The 17,213-nt window shown below is 63.4% G+C and carries 13 protein-coding genes; 3 read left to right on the top strand and 10 right to left on the bottom strand.

Annotated features, from left to right (window positions below):
- Positions 1–2 precede the first annotated feature (2 nt).
- From LNV06_RS10830 to LNV06_RS10845, 4 genes are all read right to left on the bottom strand, one after another.
- Positions 3–1,331 (bottom strand): MFS transporter, encoded by a 1,329-nt coding sequence (locus LNV06_RS10830; RefSeq protein ID WP_263538254.1) that lies wholly within the window; start codon positions 1,329–1,331, stop codon positions 3–5.
- A complete protein-coding gene (locus LNV06_RS10835; protein WP_263538255.1) occupies positions 1,324–2,076 on the bottom strand; it encodes a MerR family transcriptional regulator in 753 nt (250 codons plus the stop codon). Before LNV06_RS10835 ends, LNV06_RS10830 begins: the two co-directional genes overlap by 8 nt.
- An 89-nt stretch (positions 2,077–2,165) precedes the next feature.
- Complete coding sequence (locus LNV06_RS10840) at positions 2,166–4,031, bottom strand: GGDEF domain-containing protein (protein ID WP_263538356.1); 1,866 nt, start codon at positions 4,029–4,031, stop codon at positions 2,166–2,168.
- Between the two features lie 108 nt (positions 4,032–4,139).
- The gene (locus LNV06_RS10845; protein WP_263538256.1) at positions 4,140–5,033 is read right to left on the bottom strand and encodes a LysR family transcriptional regulator ArgP; all 894 of its coding nucleotides are present in this window, start codon (positions 5,031–5,033) and stop codon (positions 4,140–4,142) included.
- A 110-nt stretch (positions 5,034–5,143) separates the two neighbouring features.
- Between LNV06_RS10845 and LNV06_RS10850 the strand changes: the two genes are divergently transcribed.
- Together LNV06_RS10850 and LNV06_RS10855 are read left to right on the top strand one after the other, a co-directional pair.
- Positions 5,144–5,785, top strand: a complete 642-nt coding sequence (locus tag LNV06_RS10850; RefSeq protein WP_263538257.1) for a LysE/ArgO family amino acid transporter — start codon at positions 5,144–5,146, stop codon at positions 5,783–5,785.
- A 46-nt stretch (positions 5,786–5,831) separates the two neighbouring features.
- The gene (locus LNV06_RS10855; protein ID WP_263538258.1) at positions 5,832–6,797 is read left to right on the top strand and encodes a DMT family transporter; all 966 of its coding nucleotides are present in this window, start codon (positions 5,832–5,834) and stop codon (positions 6,795–6,797) included.
- A 470-nt stretch (positions 6,798–7,267) separates the two neighbouring features.
- Here LNV06_RS10855 and fba read toward each other — a convergent pair whose 3' ends face one another.
- Positions 7,268–8,332, bottom strand: a complete 1,065-nt coding sequence (gene fba / locus LNV06_RS10860; RefSeq protein ID WP_263538259.1) for a class II fructose-bisphosphate aldolase — start codon at positions 8,330–8,332, stop codon at positions 7,268–7,270.
- A 247-nt stretch (positions 8,333–8,579) separates the two neighbouring features.
- On the opposite strand from fba, the gene LNV06_RS10865 reads away from it, so the two are divergent.
- Positions 8,580–9,599, top strand: a complete 1,020-nt coding sequence (locus LNV06_RS10865; RefSeq protein ID WP_263538260.1) for an ATP-binding protein — start codon at positions 8,580–8,582, stop codon at positions 9,597–9,599.
- Positions 9,600–9,621: 22 nt separating this feature from the next.
- Here LNV06_RS10865 and LNV06_RS10870 read toward each other — a convergent pair whose 3' ends face one another.
- From LNV06_RS10870 to LNV06_RS10890, 5 genes are all read right to left on the bottom strand, one after another.
- On the bottom strand, positions 9,622–10,659 hold the full coding sequence (locus LNV06_RS10870) for a TIGR02285 family protein (protein ID WP_263538261.1): 1,038 nt from the start codon (positions 10,657–10,659) through the stop codon (positions 9,622–9,624).
- 224 nt (positions 10,660–10,883) lie between these two features.
- Complete coding sequence (locus LNV06_RS10875) at positions 10,884–11,636, bottom strand: substrate-binding periplasmic protein (protein ID WP_263538262.1); 753 nt, start codon at positions 11,634–11,636, stop codon at positions 10,884–10,886.
- Positions 11,637–11,835: 199 nt separating this feature from the next.
- Positions 11,836–13,269, bottom strand: coding sequence for a pyruvate kinase (gene pyk, locus LNV06_RS10880; protein WP_263538263.1), 1,434 nt, complete (start codon positions 13,267–13,269; stop codon positions 11,836–11,838).
- Positions 13,270–13,363: 94 nt separating this feature from the next.
- A complete protein-coding gene (locus LNV06_RS10885; RefSeq protein ID WP_263538264.1) occupies positions 13,364–15,682 on the bottom strand; it encodes an NADP-dependent malic enzyme in 2,319 nt (772 codons plus the stop codon).
- Between the two features lie 159 nt (positions 15,683–15,841).
- Complete coding sequence (locus LNV06_RS10890; protein WP_263538265.1) at positions 15,842–17,176, bottom strand: GGDEF domain-containing protein; 1,335 nt, start codon at positions 17,174–17,176, stop codon at positions 15,842–15,844.
- Positions 17,177–17,213 lie beyond the last annotated feature (37 nt).

Below are 17,213 nucleotides of genomic sequence, written 5' to 3' on the forward strand. Positions count from 1 at the left end.
GCTCAGGCCGCGGCGGCGCTGCGGTCACGGATGCGGCGGATTGGCGTCAAGCTGAGCCCCAGCGCCACGATCATGAGCAGCGCAATGCCGCTGCTCATGAAGAGTCCGGCCGGCGTCAGCACCCGCAGTGCGGCACCCGCCGCAGCGGCGGCCAGCGGCGCCAAGCCCATGAAGATGAACATGAAGACGCTCATGGCCCGCCCCAACATGGCCGGCGGCACACGCTGCTGCATCCAGGTGAAGACCGCTACCTGCACAAAGCCGCCTAGAGCGCCGAGCGGTGCCAGCAATGCCACACCCTGCCAAGTGGCCGAGATCTGACCAAAGGGCAGAAAAACCAAACCGGCCACAGCGTCGATGGCCAGCACCGTCAGACCCAAAGTCTTGAGTCGCCAGTTCGGCCGCAGGCCGGCCACGGCCATGCCCAGCAAAGCGCCCACGCCATGGCCACCCAGCAAGAAGCCCAGCGAGGCGGCGCCATCTGGCAACTGGCTGTTGGCCAACACCGGCAAGGCTACCTGAATGGGCCCACCGACAAAGAAGCCGATGGCCGCAAAGTAAAGGCAAAGGCTGCGCAACTCGACATCGCGCCACATCGTCGCCATCGCTTCGCGCACAGCGTCCAGCACCGACTGGGCCGCCGCATGCGTCGTTCCCTGCTCACCGGATGCACTCAACTGCACTCGGCTCAGCGTCCAGGCGGAGATGAAGAAGCTCGCTGCATCGAAGGCGAACGCCAGACCTAAACCCTGGGTACGCTCCAAATGCGGCTGTGACACGGCCGGGGCATCCCCAAAGGAGGCGATCAACAAGCCGGCCATCAGCGGGCCGATCAAGACCGACAGCTGGCGCAAGCCCATCAGCGCGCCGTTGGCGGGCTGCAGCATCTCGGCCGGCACGGTGCGCGGGAGGATGGCGCTGCCGGCCGGATAGCTGAAGGCCGTCACCAGGCCGATTGCCAGCGACAGCGCATAAACCATCCACAGCTCAACCGAGCCACTCCAGACCAACAGCGCCAGCGCGCCGATCAGTCCGCCATTGAGCAGCTTGGTCGCGAACAAGACCCGTTTGGGCGAATAGCGATCGACGATGGCGCCGCCGACCAGAATAAAGATCGCGCGAGGTAGCCCGACGATGGCCAGAACCAGGCCAAGGCTGAGCGGATCCCCCGTCAGCTTCAAGACCAACCAGGGCAAAGCGATCAGGGTGAACTGATCGCCCAGCATCGACAGCGCGCCGCCGCCCACCAACCAACGGAAATTGGCGTTAGCAAACAAGCGTTTTTTAAGCTCGGCTGCCGGAGCTGCAGCCTGAGTCATGGATTCAGTCATGGGAAGAAGGCGTCGTATTGTGTGAAGCGTTGCCACCCGTCAGAGATGCGCGCAGGAAGCCGATCAAATCCGGCGTCACGCCGGTGTCGCGCTGCAAGCCGGGCTCATTGGCCCACATGGTTTGAAACTTGGCTTTGACCTGGCTGTCATCCCCGGTGAACTGCGCCAGCAGCGCCTGCCAGCGTGCCGCCAGCGTTTGGACCCGCGCGGACTTCGGGTCCGTGCCGCGCTCCATCTCCAGGCGCACGGCTTGGATCAAGGCCGGCCACTCCTCCTCGCTGGCGCGCACTTGCGCATCGCCCAGCTCAGCGCGCCGGCCGTCCAAGCGCTGTAGATCGTCCTCGTTGAAGTACTTTTCGTAGCTGCGCATCAAGCTCATGGTGACCAGCAGATCCTCGGTCAAGCTGTCTTCGTTCTGCGCAGCCCGGTCCGCCACCCGTTGCAGCGCGGCCAACAAGCGCTGCTGGCGACGCAGCTGCGACTGCACCTGCGCAATATGGCTTTGCAAGACTTCCAGCAAAGGCGGGTTCTCGGCATCCAGCAGTGGGCCAATGTCTTTCAAGGCCAGACCCGAATGGCGGTAAGCCAACAAGCGATGCAGGCGCAAGACATCGGCCTCGTTGTAGAGCCGGTAGCCGGACTCGCTGCGGCCCGAGGGGCGCAGCAGCTCCAGTTTCTCGTAATGGTGCAAGGCCCGCACGGTCAGCCCGCAACGTTTGGCCAGATCACCGACGGTGTATTCCATGGCAAAGATTCACTCTGTTTTCATGTCGAGGTCGGCATGATGAACCCTCCCCTTGCGTGAGGGTCAAGCGATTTCCTGTTCGCCCTGAATCAAACGCTTTGGGGGATTGGCCTTGCAAGTTCGCCCTGCGCAGAAGGGCAGGCCGCCTCGACGCGATTGCGCCCCTTGTGCTTGGCCGCATACAAGGCCAGATCGGCTTCGCGCAGCAACTGCGTCATGGACCAATCGGGCTGCAAAACCACCAGACCAAAGCTGGCGGTCACCGGTCGGCCGGGTGCGGCATGCAACTGGGTTTCGAACAGGTGCCGCAAGCGCTCGGCCAGATGGAGCGCCGCCGCGTGGTTGGTATGCGGCAAGACCAGCACGAACTCCTCCCCGCCCATGCGTCCGGCCAAATCCCCCTGGCGCAAGGTGCTGTGACACAGCTGCCCCAATTGCTTGAGCACCCGGTCACCCGCCGCATGGCCGAGCTCGTCATTGATGACCTTGAAGTGGTCCAGATCGAAGCTCAACACTGACAAAGCCAGGCCGTGGCGATGCGCTCGCTCGACCTCTTGCTCGCAACGCTCGGTCAAGCGACGCCGATTCATGAGCCCGGTCAAGCCATCCACTTGCGCCAGCCGACGCGTCACCCAATACAGGCGAGCCAAAGCCACGGTGGCGGCCAGCAAAAGAGCCGCCAGCAAGGAGCTGATCGACAAGGCCCACGTCAATCGCTCTTGTTCACGTTGCTCGTACCGCAGGTGCTCTTGCAGACGCTCGCTCTCAAAACGCTCGCGGAGGGCGGCGGTTTGATTGCTCAAGCTCACGGCTGAATTTCTCAGCAACGCACGCTCAGACCTCTGCATGTGCGCCAAGGCTTTGGAATAGTTACCCCGCGCTTCATACACATTGGCCAACTCCCCGTGTGCATCCCATTGCAGGACTGAACTGTCTCTGTCGTCTGCCATTTCCGCCGCTCGCTGGCAGGCGGTCAAGGCTTCGTCCAACAAGCCGACTTCGCGCAAGCATCCACACAAATGCGTCAAGCCATTGATCACGTCCCGCTGGCTCTTCAAACGTTCTCGCAAAGCCAAGGCCTCGCGGACAGGGGCCACAGCGTTCTCCTTCTGCCCATCGCGCGACAGAAAGAAGCTCTGCAGCACCAAGGCATCGGCCTCGCCCCTGAGATTGCGGCCGGCTCGAAACGCCACCAAGGCCTGGTCCAGCTCCTCAAAAGCCTGGCTGCGCGGCCCCACCATATTGCGCATTTGCGCCATGCCCATGCGCGCCATCGCCTTGAGTTGCGACGCCCAATCCGGCGCCTGATGCAGCGCGGCTTCGAAATAGTTCAAGCCCTGCTGGTAGTCGCGCAACTGGTATTGCACATCGGCCAGTGCCAACCACGCCTGAGCCGCTAGGTCAGGCCGACCCGCGCGGCGAAGCTCCTCCAACAACTGTGTCAGCGAGGCGGTGGCCTGATCGAACAAACTGAGCTCAGTGTCCAATTGCGCCTGAGCCAGCCGCAGCTGAAAACTCAGCTCGGTGTCTTGCAGGCCGGGCAACTCCTTCAACAAAGGTGTTAACAGCTTGGCCGCAGAGGCGATGCGTCCGTCGGCAATTTGCATGCGCGCCTGAGCCATGGCCAGCTCAATCTTCAAGGGCGAGGAAAGGGTCGCGCCAGCGCTATTCGCCTCCGACAGCAGTCCTTTGATCTGGTCGTAGCGCTCATACAAAGTGTTGAGCGCCAGGCGGCGCCGCAAGACCTGCTGCCGGCCGGCTTCGTCCGCTGCCAGCGCTTGCTCGCGCTGCAATTGCTCGCTGGCCTCGGTGTAGGAGCGCTGCATCAACGCTTGCCACTGCGCTTGCGGCATCGTTGGCGCGGCCTGGCAGATCGGCCCCAAACAGGCGCCCAAGGCTAGCGCAAAGGCCCAGCGGCACCAGCAGCGCATTCCACGAAGAAATTCCAGCAGCATCGTCGTCAAGCCTCCCTGGAACTCCTTATGCGCGGGTCCACAGATAACGCGAAATATACCCGGCATATCGTCTGCCGCGCATAGCCGCGCCAGGCTTAGGGCTCTGACCTAAGCCTCGAGGCCAAGGCCTGCTGCGTGCAAGACCGCTTGCGTCAGCCGATCCAACATCGGCAGCGCCAAGCGAGGGGTTTGCCAATACAGCGGCAAACGCAGTTCGGCGTTCGGTCGCAACACTCGCAAGCGCCCATCCGCCAGCGCCGGGGCCACCGCTGCGGCCGGATTCATGCCCCAGCCCAGACCCGCGCAGGCGGCGTCAACAAAAGCCTGGCTGGACGGCAGCCAATGCGTCGGCATGGCGGGCGCTGCGCCCCATTGCGACTCGACCCAAAGTGCTTGCAAACGGTCTTGGCGATTGAAGCAAAGGCAAGGCGCGGCGGCCAAGGCCTCCAGCGTCACACCGTCCTTGAAGTAACGGTTGATAAAAGCGGGGCTGGCGGTGGCGAGATAGCGCATCGCGCCCAAAGGCAGGCTGCGGCAGCCCTGCACTGGCTCGGCCAGATCGGTCACTGCCGCCAGGACTTCGCCCTTGCGCAAGCGCTCGGCGGTATGGGCTTGGTCTTCCAGGCTCAAATCCAGCAAAGCCGATTCAGACTCGGCAAAGGCGGCAAGCGCGGGCACCAACCAGGTCGCCAAACTGTCAGCATTGACGGCCAGACGCAAGGTGGTGCGACCCAGGCCATCTGGCGCCAGAGCCGGCATCTGGGCCAACAGCTCTTGCTCCAACATGCCGACCTGCTCGACATGGCGACACAAATAGCGGCCCGCTTCGGTGGCCTCGCAGGGTGGGCCGCGCACCACCAAAACCTGCCCCAGGCGTTGCTCCAGCAGCTTGATGCGCTGAGAAACCGCCGAGGGCGAAATATGCAAGGCTCGCGCCGCACGCTCGAAACTGCGCTCGCGCACCACTGCGGCCAAGGCCGCCAGAAGGGAGTAATCGAGCATCGGAGGGGCGCTCAGTCAGAAAGAAAAGTGGAGGCCACATCAGCCCTGCTTCATTCGCTGAAGCAAGTCTAACTGGCCGCCAACGCAGGCCTGCGGCATGCTTCGCCCCCATGAAAGATGCCTTCTCCCTCTTGAACGAAGCCCCCAGCTATCTGCACGGCCTGAGCCTGGGCCTGAGCTTGATCATGGCCATCGGCGCCCAAAACGCCTTTGTCTTGCGCCAAGGCTTGCGGCGCGAACATGTCCTGCTGATCGTGCTCTGCTGTGCAATGGCCGACGCCGTCTTGATGGCCGCCGGCGTCTACGGCCTTGCCGCCCTGATTGGCGAGCGCCGCTGGCTGGCCCAAGGCCTGACGGCCGGTGGCGCGGCCTTCCTGGCGATCTACGGACTGCAGGCGCTGCGCCGCGCCGCGCAGTCCGGCTCCTTGCAGCCGGGCCAGGACTCGGCCCAACAGAGCCGGAGGCAAGTGCTGCTGCAACTGGCGGGCTTCACCTTGCTCAACCCGCATGTCTACCTGGACACGGTCTTGCTCGTCGGCTCGATTGGCGCCCAGCATGTGGGCACGGCCAAGCTGGCTTTTGTAATCGGGGCGGCCAGCGGCAGTGTGCTGTGGTTTGCCGGCTTGGGCTTTGGCGCGCGCTGGTTGGCCCCGGTGTTCGCCAAGCCGCGCGCCTGGCAGGTCTTGGATGTGTTGATCGGCTTGACCATGCTGGGCTTGGCGGCCCTGCTACTTCGCCAGTTGCTGGCCTGAACAAGGGCTGAGCCATTGCTGCGGCGAGAGCGGCGACACTGCAGTCATGTGGACTGGAATTGTTTTTGCACTCGCCGCCGGCCTGATGTGGGGTTTGGTTTTTGTCGCGCCTTTGATGCTGGCCGACTATCCACCGCTGATGCTGACCATAGGCCGCTATCTGGCTTTCGGCCTGATCGCGCTGCCACTGGGCTGGATGGACAAGCGCGCGCTGCGCCGCTTGAGCCGAGGCGACTGGTTGCAGGCCTTGAGTCTGAGCCTGGTGGGCAATTTCTTGTACTACCTGCTCTTGTCCAGCGCCATCCAGATGGCCGGAGCGCCGCTGCCTACGGTCATCATCGGAACGCTGCCGGTGGTAATCGCCATTTGCGCCAATCTGCGCAGCCACCAGCCCCTGCCCTGGCCCAAGCTGCTGCCGTCCTTGGGACTGATTGCCCTGGGCATCGGCTGCGTCAATCAAGATGAGCTGCGGCTACTGCTGCAAGCGAACGGTGGATCCGCCGCGCTGCGCAGTTATGGACTCGGCGCTCTGCTGGCCTTGGGCGCGGTGGCTTGCTGGACCTGGTATCCGATTCGCAATGCCGATTGGCTGCAGGCCCACCCCCAAGCCAGCCCGCGCGTCTGGGCTACCGCCCAGGGGCTGATGACTTTGCCGGTTGCTTTGCTTGGGCTTGGCATGCTGCATTTGAGCCAAGCATTGGGCTGGCCCTTGCTGGGCGCCGGCTTTCAGCTGCCGCTCGGCCCTCGCGCGCTCGACTACATCGGGCTGATGCTGGCGGTGGGCCTGTTTTCTTCCTGGCTGGGTACGCTGTGCTGGAACGAGGCCAGCCAAAGGCTACCCACCTCTTTGGTCGGGCAGCTGATCGTCTTCGAATCGCTGGCAGCCTTAGCCTATGCCTTCATGCTGCGCGGGCAATGGCCGTCGCTGCTGACGATTGCCGGCATTGCCCTGCTCTTGGCCGGGGTCATTTGGGCACTGCGTGATGGCGCGCGCCGCAGGCCGGCGATTTAGTTTCGAGTCACCCCTCGGTGCTTCGACAGGGTGTTCCTTGGGCCTCAAATTTCCCATCAGCCGAGTCTGCTGTAAGCCGCATCAAGCTGGGCCTTAGCGCAGTGCTCGGAGCGGGGCTATGGTTTTCATTGACCAAGGCCATCGGGTGTGCGCTGCCGTTCGTGTCCTCCGGCCTGCGGCCGCCCCCTTTACCTCACTTCACCGCACACCCGACGCCCTTGGCGTTCGCGCTTCCCGCAAGAGCCCTTCAGCCGCAGAGGGTCGGCTGGGTGTTCTGCGAAGTGAAGTAAAGGGGGAGGCCCGAGCTTCGCTCGGGACGGAGGACATGAACGGAGTAGAGCACCCAGTCGGCCCGACCAAACATCGCAGCTAGCGCCTAGTCCAAACGGCTGATCGGGGCGCAAAGCCGCCCATGAAAAAGCCCACCCGGCTCGCGCAGGGTGGGCTGAGAAAAGCTCAGATCGTTTGGCTTACTTGACCAGCTGATTCAGCTCGCCACGGGCGTAGGCGGCAGCGATATCGACCAAGGTGCGCGGCTGGATCTTGCCGGCTTGGCCTTCGCAGCCGAACTCCATGTAACGCTGTTTGCACACGGCCTTGGCGGCTTCGCGGGCGGGCTTGAGCCATTCGCGGGCGTCGAACTTGTCGGGGTTCTCAAACAAGAACTTGCGCACCGCGCCGGTCATGGCCAGGCGGATGTCGGTATCGATATTGATCTTGCGAACGCCATGTTTGATGGCTTCTTGGATCTCTTCGATCGGCACGCCGAAGGTTTCCTTCATCTGGCCGCCGTACTGGTTGATGATGGCCAGCAACTCTTGCGGCACGCTCGACGAACCGTGCATCACCAAGTGAGTGTTGGGGATGCGGGCGTGGATTTCCTTGACCCGGCTGATGGCCAGGATGTCACCCGTGGGCTTGCGGCTGAACTTGTAAGCGCCGTGGCTGGTGCCGATGGCAATCGCCAGCGCATCCAGCTGGGTGGCCTTGACGAAGGTGGCGGCTTCTTCCGGGTCGGTCAGCATCTGGCTGTGGTCCAGCTTGCCGACGGCGCCAATGCCGTCTTCCTCGCCGGCGTCGCCGGTTTCCAAATTGCCCAGGCAGCCCAGTTCGCCCTCGACCGTGACGCCGACCTTGTGCGCCATCTCGACGACGCGGCGGGTCACGTCCATGTTGTACTCAAAGGACGAGGGCGTCTTGCCGTCTTCCATCAGCGAGCCGTCCATCATCACCGAGCCAAAGCCCAGGTCGATGGCACCCTGGCAGATCTTGGGGCTGGTGCCATGGTCCTGGTGCATCACCAGAGGGATGTGGGGGTACATCTCGGCCGCGGCCTGGATCAGGTGCTTGATGAAGGGCTCGCCAGCGTATTTGCGGGCGCCGGCCGAGGCCTGCAGGATGACCGGGGCGCCGACTTCATCGGCGGCAGACATCACGGCCTGCACTTGCTCCAGATTGTTGACGTTGAAAGCTGGGATGCCGTAGCCGTGTTCGGCGGCATGGTCCAGCAGTTGGCGCATGGAAACGAGAGCCATGAGAGAGTCCCTTGGGAAGTTAAAAACCTTGAAAACCCTGCGAACGCAGCCTACCGCCAAACCGGCCCGGCGGGTCATGTAACCGCGTTGTAACTGGCGGCGATTCTAGCGGGGCCCTGTGGCCAACAACCCCGGGCAGCCTCGCTTGCATGAGGGGGGTGTGAGCAATTAGGCTGAGAGCCGGGCTTTTTCGAGGTTTAGGGCTTGCAGCTTTGCGCCCACACTCGTCAGCCCAGGAGCCCACCGCATGACTCGTCTCGCCCTTGACCATTTGACCCTCTGGATCACCGCCGCCTCGCGCGAACACTCGCACGACCTGGCCAGCCATCTGGAGGAGCGCACCGGCTGCAGCCGTCGCTCGGCCCTGGCCGCGCTGCGCCGCTTGGTCGACGCCCATTGGTTGACGCGCAGCGGCAGCGACCGCCGCCCGGTCTATGGCCCCGGACTGCTGCGCCAGGTGGCGCGCACTTACAGCTTGCATGGTTTGCAAGAAGACATCCCCTGGCAGCGCGACTTTGCGCCTCATTTCGAACTGCCCAAGCATGTGGCACGCATGGTTCAGCATGGTTTCACCGAACTGGTGAACAACGCGGCCGACCACAGCGGCGGCAGCAGCGTCACCGTCTCGCTGCGTCAAACGCCCAGCCATGTGCAATTGCTGGTGTCTGACGACGGCTGCGGCGTGTTCGACAAGATCTGCTCGGCCTTTGACATTGCCAATGCCCAGCACGCCATGCTGGAGCTCAGCAAGGGCCGCCTGACCAGCCAGCCCGAGATGCACACCGGCCGCGGCCTGTTCTTCAGCTCGCAACTGGCCGACGTCTTTGACATTCATGCCAACGGCACCGCCTTCCAGCGCCGCGCCTGGGAAAGCGGCGGCTGGCAGCCCGGCCGGCCGATGCCGCGCCAAGGCAGTTCCATCTATATGTCGATCTCCTTGGACACCAAGCGCACGCTGGACCAGGTGCTGGAAGCCTGGAGCCTGGACGGCAGCGGCATCGAGTTTGACCACACCACCATCGCCCTACGCCTTTTGGCCGGGCCGGGCCAGCCGCTGGATTCACGCGCTCAGGCACGCCGAGTCGCCGCACGGTTGCCGATGTTTCGCCGTGCGGAGATCAATTTTGATGGCGTCGAAGACGTGGGCCACGGCTTCACCGACGAGTTGTTCCGCGTCTTCGCGCGAGCCCATCAAGAGGTGGAATTGATGCCCACCCATATGACGCCGCGCATTGCTGCGCTGGTGAAAAGCGCCCAAAACGGCTGAGGCGAGATAAGCCTTGCAGGCCTCAGCGCGGCGTGGCGCGAGCTTCGCTACTGCTGGCTGAAGCGTTCGCGGCGGCCGCGGTTGCCGCAGCTGGAGTCAGGACGCCTGCGGGAGCAAGGGTACTGGCCGATGAGGGCACTGCGGCCACCGCGGCCATGCGCGCCCGATAAACTAGCCGCTCCTCAGGCGGCAGCATCGACTCGTATTGTTCTCGAAGGCGGCTGCGTTCGGCGTCCATGCCGGGCAGGCGATCGATGGCCTGAATCACCTGCTTGCCCCAGGGCGTGAGGCTGCAGGCGGCGTAGGTCGGAATCAAGGGCGGCGATTCAGCCAAGGGCAGGTACTGGAAATCCTCCAATCCCCCTTGATGCTTGCGCAATTGCTCCACCTCAATCGCGTAGCCCAAGGTCACATCGAAGCGTTTGCGGCTCAGGGTGTGCAGCAGGCCGGACAACAAGCCGTATTCGCCAAAGTCCAGCACCTGCTCGGGGCGCGCCGTACGCGCTTGCTTCAGCGCCTCATCCAGGGCCTGGCCATAGCGGCGCTTGGGTAATGTCCCCACCCTCACCTCGCCAGACCGCAAAAGCTCGACCAAGGACACTTCACCGCCCGGCCGCTTTTTCCACCCCCCCGGCGGCGCATAGCCGCGGCGCACGATCAGCACCGGCGGTAACTGCATGAAATAAGGCTCAGCACCAAAGCGGGTATAGGCCTCCCGCTCGGGCACTTTCAGCGTGGACAGCGAGCAAACCGGCTGCCCGGCCTGCATGAACTGAGCGATCCGCTCGGTGCTGCTGACTTCCAATTGATGCTGATACTCAGGCATGCGTTTGGCCAAGGCCCCGAGGTAGATATCCCGCAAGCCAGTGCCTTTGTTCGGGCCATCAATCACGTGATAGGGCACAAAGTCGAGCAGGAGCCAACGAATCGCGGCGGGCGGCACGGGCGCAGAAGCCGGCGTTGGAGCGCTCGCCTGAAGCGCCGGACTCGCGGGCTGAGCTTGGCCCTGCAAAGGCGCCGCCAAACCGCAGGCCCACAGCGCCAGCGCTAGGGCATTCATCCCGCTCAAGAAGCGGAACAAACCCAAGGGACCCAGCGAACCCCAAACACGCACCATCCTGAAGCATGACCCCATGCACAGCCCCCGGAGCTCAAACTCACCACGCCTCGAACATGAGGCGCTGGTCACTATAGCGAGCAGCGTGGCGCGCGCACATCGGCGTTTTGTCCTCTTGTCAGCACGTCATTTTTCATTTCGGCACTGGAAGTTACAGGCTCAAAAACTCAAAGATCGCTGTTGACCAAGGCCTGAATCGCCTTCGCCTGCTGGCGCATGGCGGCATTCAAGCGCGGCAAGGCTTGCGCCAAAGGATGGTCTCGCGCCACGGCGAAATGAATCGGGTCCACCTGCAAAGGTGTGGGCAAAACCGAGACCGCCGCCGAGTGCCCGGACTCTTCACGCAGCAGGCGCTCAAACAGCCAAGGCTGAGCGCTGCGGTGCGAACTCAACATCACATCGCAGCGACCCGCCATCAACATGCGAACCCGTGCGTTCAGATCGCCATTGGCCAACTCGACCTTGAACAAACTGCCCCTGGCGGCCTCGAAGCTTGGGCCATAGCTGGTGCCACGGCTGACGCACAGCGTGCGTCCGCTCAAGTCGCTGAGTTGGCGGTAATCCATCGCTTGGTCGCGCCGCACCACCATCCACACATGGTTGTCGAACACCGGCTCGCTGAAGGACAACACTTGCTCGCGAGCGGGCGTGCGAGAAACGCCAAAGACCATCAGCTGCCCGCGTTCGGCCAAGAGCATGGCGCGCGCCCAGGGCAAGGGCTGGATCTGCCATTCGATCTGCGCCGCTTCGCCAATCAGACGCAGAATGTGCTTCACAAAAGGGCGACGGCTGGCCTCATTGACGGCAATCGGCACCTGCAGACGACTTGGAGCTTGGGCTGGAGATTGCGCTAGCACTTGGCCCGAGAGCGTCCCCAAGGCCGAGCAGGCGGCCGCCCCATGCAGCAGCTGCCGCAGCATTTGGCGCCGCAGCCGCAACACATCGTTCCTCGGAAAACAGGGGTCTGGCATCAAGGGTCTACCGAAAAACGGTCGCCCCAGAATAGCAGCCGGTACCCCGGTCGATTCAAAAGCGAGCCGCCTCAGATGCCTGCTTTTTCACAAAGCTGCCAGCTGAGCCCTTGGACTCCAAGGCCAACTCAGCCGGGCTGGCTTGGCTTCAGTCTCCGACGCGGCAGACCTTCAGCATATTGGTGCCGCCGGGGTAGCCCATCGGCTCGCCGCAGGTGATGGCATAGGTGTCGCCGGGCATCAGCACGCCCTTGTCCACCAGAATCTTCTCGGCCGCCTTCAGCGCCGTGTCGCGGTCTTCAAACTTGGGCATCAAGAGCGGGCGCACATTGCGGTACAGCGTCATCTTGCGCTGACTCACCTCTTGCGTGGTCAAGGCGTAGATCGGCACCTGAATGCGATGGCGGCTCATCCACAAGGCGGTGGAGCCGGACTCGGTCAAGGCCAGAATCGCCTTGCAGCCCAGGTGATGGGCGGTGAACAGCGCGCCCATGGCGATGGACTGGTCAATGCGGCCAAACTGGCGGCCGGCGAAGTCGGTGTCCAAGGTGACGAACTCGGCGCGCTCGGCTTCCAGCGCAATGGCGGCCATCTGCTCGATGGTTTCAACCGGGAACTTGCCAGCCGCAGTTTCGGCACTCAGCATGACCGCATCGGTGCCATCAAGTACCGCGTTAGCCACATCGCTCACCTCGGCGCGCGTCGGCACCGGGTTGACGATCATGGACTCCATCATCTGCGTGGCGGTGATGGCCACTTTGTCCAGCGCCAGCGCCATCTTGATCATGCGCTTTTGCAGAGCCGGCACGGCCGCATTGCCCACTTCCACCGCCAAGTCGCCGCGCGCCACCATGATGCCGTCGCTGGCCTTCAGAATCGCTTCGAGGTGAGGGATGGCTTCCGAGCGCTCGATCTTGGCGATCATGCTGGGCTTGTGGCCGTAGGGCTCACCGGCCATATTGGCTAGTTGGCGCGCCATTTCCATGTCGGTGGCGTTCTTGGGGAAGCTGATCGCCAGGTATTCGCAGCGGAAGCTCATCGCGGTCTTGATGTCTTCCATGTCCTTGGAGGTCAAGGCCGGGGCAGTCAGGCCGCCGCCCTGCTTGTTGATGCCCTTGTTATTGGACAGCTCGCCGCCCAGCTTGACGATGGTGTGCACCGCCGCGCCGCGCACTGCTTCCACGGTCAGCACCAAGAGGCCGTCATTCAGCAGCAAGGTGTCGCCGGGCTTCACATCGCGCGGCAGTTCCTTGTAATCGAGGCCGACGGCTTCTTCATTGCCAAGCTCGGTGCGGTCGGCGTCCAAGATGAAGCGGGTGCCGTTGACCAGCTCGATCTTGCCGTTCTCGAACTTGCCGACGCGGATCTTGGGACCTTGCATATCGGCCATGATGGCCACTTCTTTGCCGGCCGCCTTGGCCGCTTCGCGCACCAGACGGGCACGGTCGATATGGTCTTGGGCCTTGCCGTGCGAAAAGTTCAGCCGCACCACATCGACGCCGGACCGGATCATCTGCTCCAAGATCTCCGGTGAAGAAGAAGCTGGGCCGAGGGTGGCAACGATCTTGGTGGCACGGGTCATGGCGGGCACTCGCTGAAATAAAGTTACAGGCTTTGATTATGGCCCCCACCGAGGGCCATAAGTTTCAGAGAGTTACTGCAGCGCGCGAGAAAACTCAGCCTTTGGCGGCCAAGACATCGGCCACCGCCAGCGCCGTCATATTGACGATGCGACGCACCGTGGCCGAGGGCGTCAGGATGTGCACCGGCGCGGCGGTGCCGAGCAGGATGGGGCCCACGGTCACGCCCTTGCCGGCCGTCACCTTCAAGACATTGAAGAGGATGTTGGCGGCGTCCAGCGAAGGCAGCACCAAGAGATTGGCCGCGCCCTTCAGCGTGCTGTCGGGCAAGAAGGTGTTGCGCACCGATTCCGACAGGGCGGCATCGCCGTGCATTTCGCCATCGCACTCGACGTCGGGTGCATGCTGGGTGAAGAGCTCACGGGCGCGGCGCATCTTCACCGCCGACGGCCGCTTGCTGGAGCCGAACATCGAGTGCGACACAAAAGCCAGCTTGGGCGGCAGGCCGAAGCGGCGCACCTCGTCGGCCGCCATGGCGGCGATCTCGGCCAGTTGCTCGGCATCGGGCTGGTCGTTGACGAAGGTGTCGGTCAGGAAGAGCGTGTGCTCGTCCAGCATCAGCGCATTCATGGTGGCGAAATTGCGCGCGCCGGGCTTCAGGCCGATCAGGTCAGACACATGCTCCAGGTGGTTGTCAAAGCGACCCACCATGCCGCAGATCATGGCGTCGGCATCGCCGAGCTTGATGGCCAGGGCGCCAATGGTGGTGGCCGAGCGGCGCACGGCGGCCTTGGCCATCTCGGGCGTCACGCCCTGGCGGCCCATGACCTGGTGATACGCCTCCCAGTACTGACGGAAGCGCGCGTCGTTGCTCGGGTCGATGATGGCCACATCCTCACCCAGCTTCAAACGCAGGCCGGCGCGCTCAATGCGGCTGGCGATGACCTCCGGGCGGCCAATCAGCGTCGGCTTGACGATGCCTTCGTCCAGCGCCACCTGCACCGCGCGCAGCACGCGCTCGTCCTCGCCCTCGGCGTAGATCACGCGGGCCGGGTTGGCCTTGGCCGCCGTGAACACCGGGCGCATGAACATGCCGGTTTGGTAAACGTAGCGCTCCAGCGACTGGCGGTAAGCGGCCATGTCCGTGATCGGGCGCTCGGCCACACCGGAGTCGGCGGCGGCCTGGGCCACGGCCGGTGCGATGCGCAGAATCAAGCGAGCATCAAAAGGCTTGGGGATCAGATAGTCGGGGCCAAAGTGCAGCTCTTCACCGGCATAGGCGGCCGCGACTTCATCGCTGGTCTCGGCCTTGGCCAGGGCGGCAATCTCTCGCACGCAGGCCAGCTTCATTTCCTCGGTGATCTTGCTGGCGCCGCAGTCCAGCGCGCCACGGAAGATGTAGGGGAAGCACAGGACGTTGTTGACCTGGTTCGGGTAGTCCGAGCGGCCGGTGGCGATGATGCAATCCGGGCGCACGGCCTTGGCCAGCTCGGGGCGGATCTCGGGTTCGGGATTGGCCAGGGCCAAGATGATGGGGCTGGCGGCCATGGTCTTGACCATCTCGGCCGTGAGCACGCCGGCGGCCGAGCAGCCCAGGAACACATCGGCGCCATTGACCACATCGGCCAGCGTGCGCGAGGCCGTGGTCTGGCAATAGCGCTGCTTCGATTCATCCAGCTTGCCGGCCTTGGCGTCCTCACGCTCGGCGTGGATCACACCCTTGGAGTCGCAGACAAAAATGTTCTCGCGCTTGACGCCCAGGCCCACCATCACATCCAGGCAAGCAATCGCCGCCGCGCCCGCGCCGGACACGGCCAGCTTGACGGCGGCGATGTCCTTGCCCACCAATTCCAAGCCGTTCAGCAGCGCGGCGCTGGAGATGATGGCCGTGCCATGCTGGTCGTCATGGAAGACCGGGATGTTCATGCGCTCCTTGAGCTTCTTCTCGATGTAGAAGCACTCGGGCGCCTTGATGTCTTCCAGGTTCACACCGCCCAGGGTCGGCTCCATGGCGGCAATGATGTCGACCAACTTGTCGGGGTCGCGCTCGGCCAGTTCGATGTCGAACACATCGATGCCGGCGAACTTCTTGAACAAGCAGCCCTTGCCTTCCATCACCGGCTTGGCAGCCAGGGGGCCGATATCGCCCAGACCCAGCACGGCCGTGCCATTAGTGATCACGCCGACCAGATTGGCGCGCGAGGTGTAGTCGGCGGCCAGCGAGGGGTCTTTCTCGATATCCAGGCAGGGATAAGCCACACCCGGCGAATAAGCCAGCGAGAGGTCGCGCTGGTTCGACAAGGCCTTGGTCGGCGTGACGGCGATCTTGCCGCGGCTGGGACTGCGGTGGTATTCACGCGCTGCATCCCGCAGGGCGGCCTCGGCCGGCGACAGCAAAGCCTTGTCATTGCTCATTCAGTGCTCCAGGAAAAATTGAGTTCCGGGAGGTTACATCGGCAATTAGCGCTTGCCGATGCCGGGAGCTTTAACTGTTATGCAAAGATGGCAAGTCAGGCGTCGCAAAACCCGAAACGCAGCGAGAGGCTGCACCGCAGAGTCTTGAATGCCCAAGGCCTACGCGAGAGCGTTTGCTTCATCGCCCACGGCCCCCGCCCGAACGACGCGGTCACGCCCTTCGCGCTTGGCCTGGTACATGGCCTGATCAGCCGCGCGCATGGCCGCGTCAACGCCGGCTTCGCCCTCGCTGTGCCGCTGGGCCAGTGCAACGCCAAAACTGGCGCTGACCTTCAATCCACCCGGCCAGCTTTGCTCGCTCAAGACCTTGCGCAAGCGTTCGGCGACCTCAAAAGCCTCTTCGTCAGTGGTTAAAGGCATCAGCAGCACAAACTCCTCGCCGCCCCAGCGGGCCAACAAGTCCTCGCGCTGGATATGGGTCTTCAAACACTGCGCGAACTGCTTCAGCACCTCGTCCCCGGCATCGTGACCCAAGCTGTCGTTGATGGCCTTGAAATGATCGATATCGGTGAAGACCACCGCCAAGGGAAACATCTGCTCTTCCTGCGCCCGCATCAGCAAACGCAAGTCGTGCTTGAGACCCAAACGGTTCGACACGCCCGTCAGGGCATCGTGGTGTGCCTTGGCCTCGTACTCGCCGGAGATTGCTTTCAGGCGCGCATTGGCATGCTTCAACTCACGCTTGCCGCGCAGTGCTTGATCCAGCTTGCGACGCGAGCGGCGCCAATCCCAGAACAGAAAGCCGCCCATGCTGAACAGCCAGACCGCAATGATGGCCAAGCGGAACTGAGCGGGCGCGACCCACACGCCGACCAACTCCACCGCATCCAATTCGATGCGATGCGGCCCCGGCTGGGCGGTGCCCGAAGTCGTTAAGGTGAGGTAGACGGTGCGATCCAATTGCGGGCCGAGCAGATGCACCGGCAAGGGGTGTTCTTGCACCCACCAAGAGGCCACCATGAATTGCTCAAGCCGGAACTCCACCGGCTGCGCTTGCGCCGCCGGGTCGTAGACCACCTCATGGGGCTTGAGGTCTGCCTCCTTGCCCGAGCCCGCATAAGCCGGATCAAAGTGGCGCAAAAACACCCGCACATATTGCTTGGGCTCAGGGCCGCTGGCGCGCAACCAAAGGCGCAGACTGTTGAACTGAGTCAGATCCAAGCCCTGCTCTTTTTCGCCCAACTGGATCTGTAGGGCGCAAAAAGGCCACTCGTAACCGGGCTGGATGTCGCAGTCCAAAACCCATCCCGAGCCCTGACGCTCGACACGGCCAACGCTATTGCCGCCGTCCTCGCGGTCATTGACGGCCTCCACCCAATCGGCCCGCTGGGAGTTCGCGTCAATGCGCAAGACGCGCTGCATCCAATGTTCATTGGCATACAGCGCCAAGAGCGTGGACAAAAGCAAGAGCAACAAGAGTCGGCGAAGAATCATGAGGCTCTTGCGGCGTCAGGCATCACAGGGTCGAGTC

It is taken from the genome of Paucibacter sp. Y2R2-4, from assembly GCF_025717535.1.
Classification (GTDB): domain Bacteria; phylum Pseudomonadota; class Gammaproteobacteria; order Burkholderiales; family Burkholderiaceae_C; genus Paucibacter_A.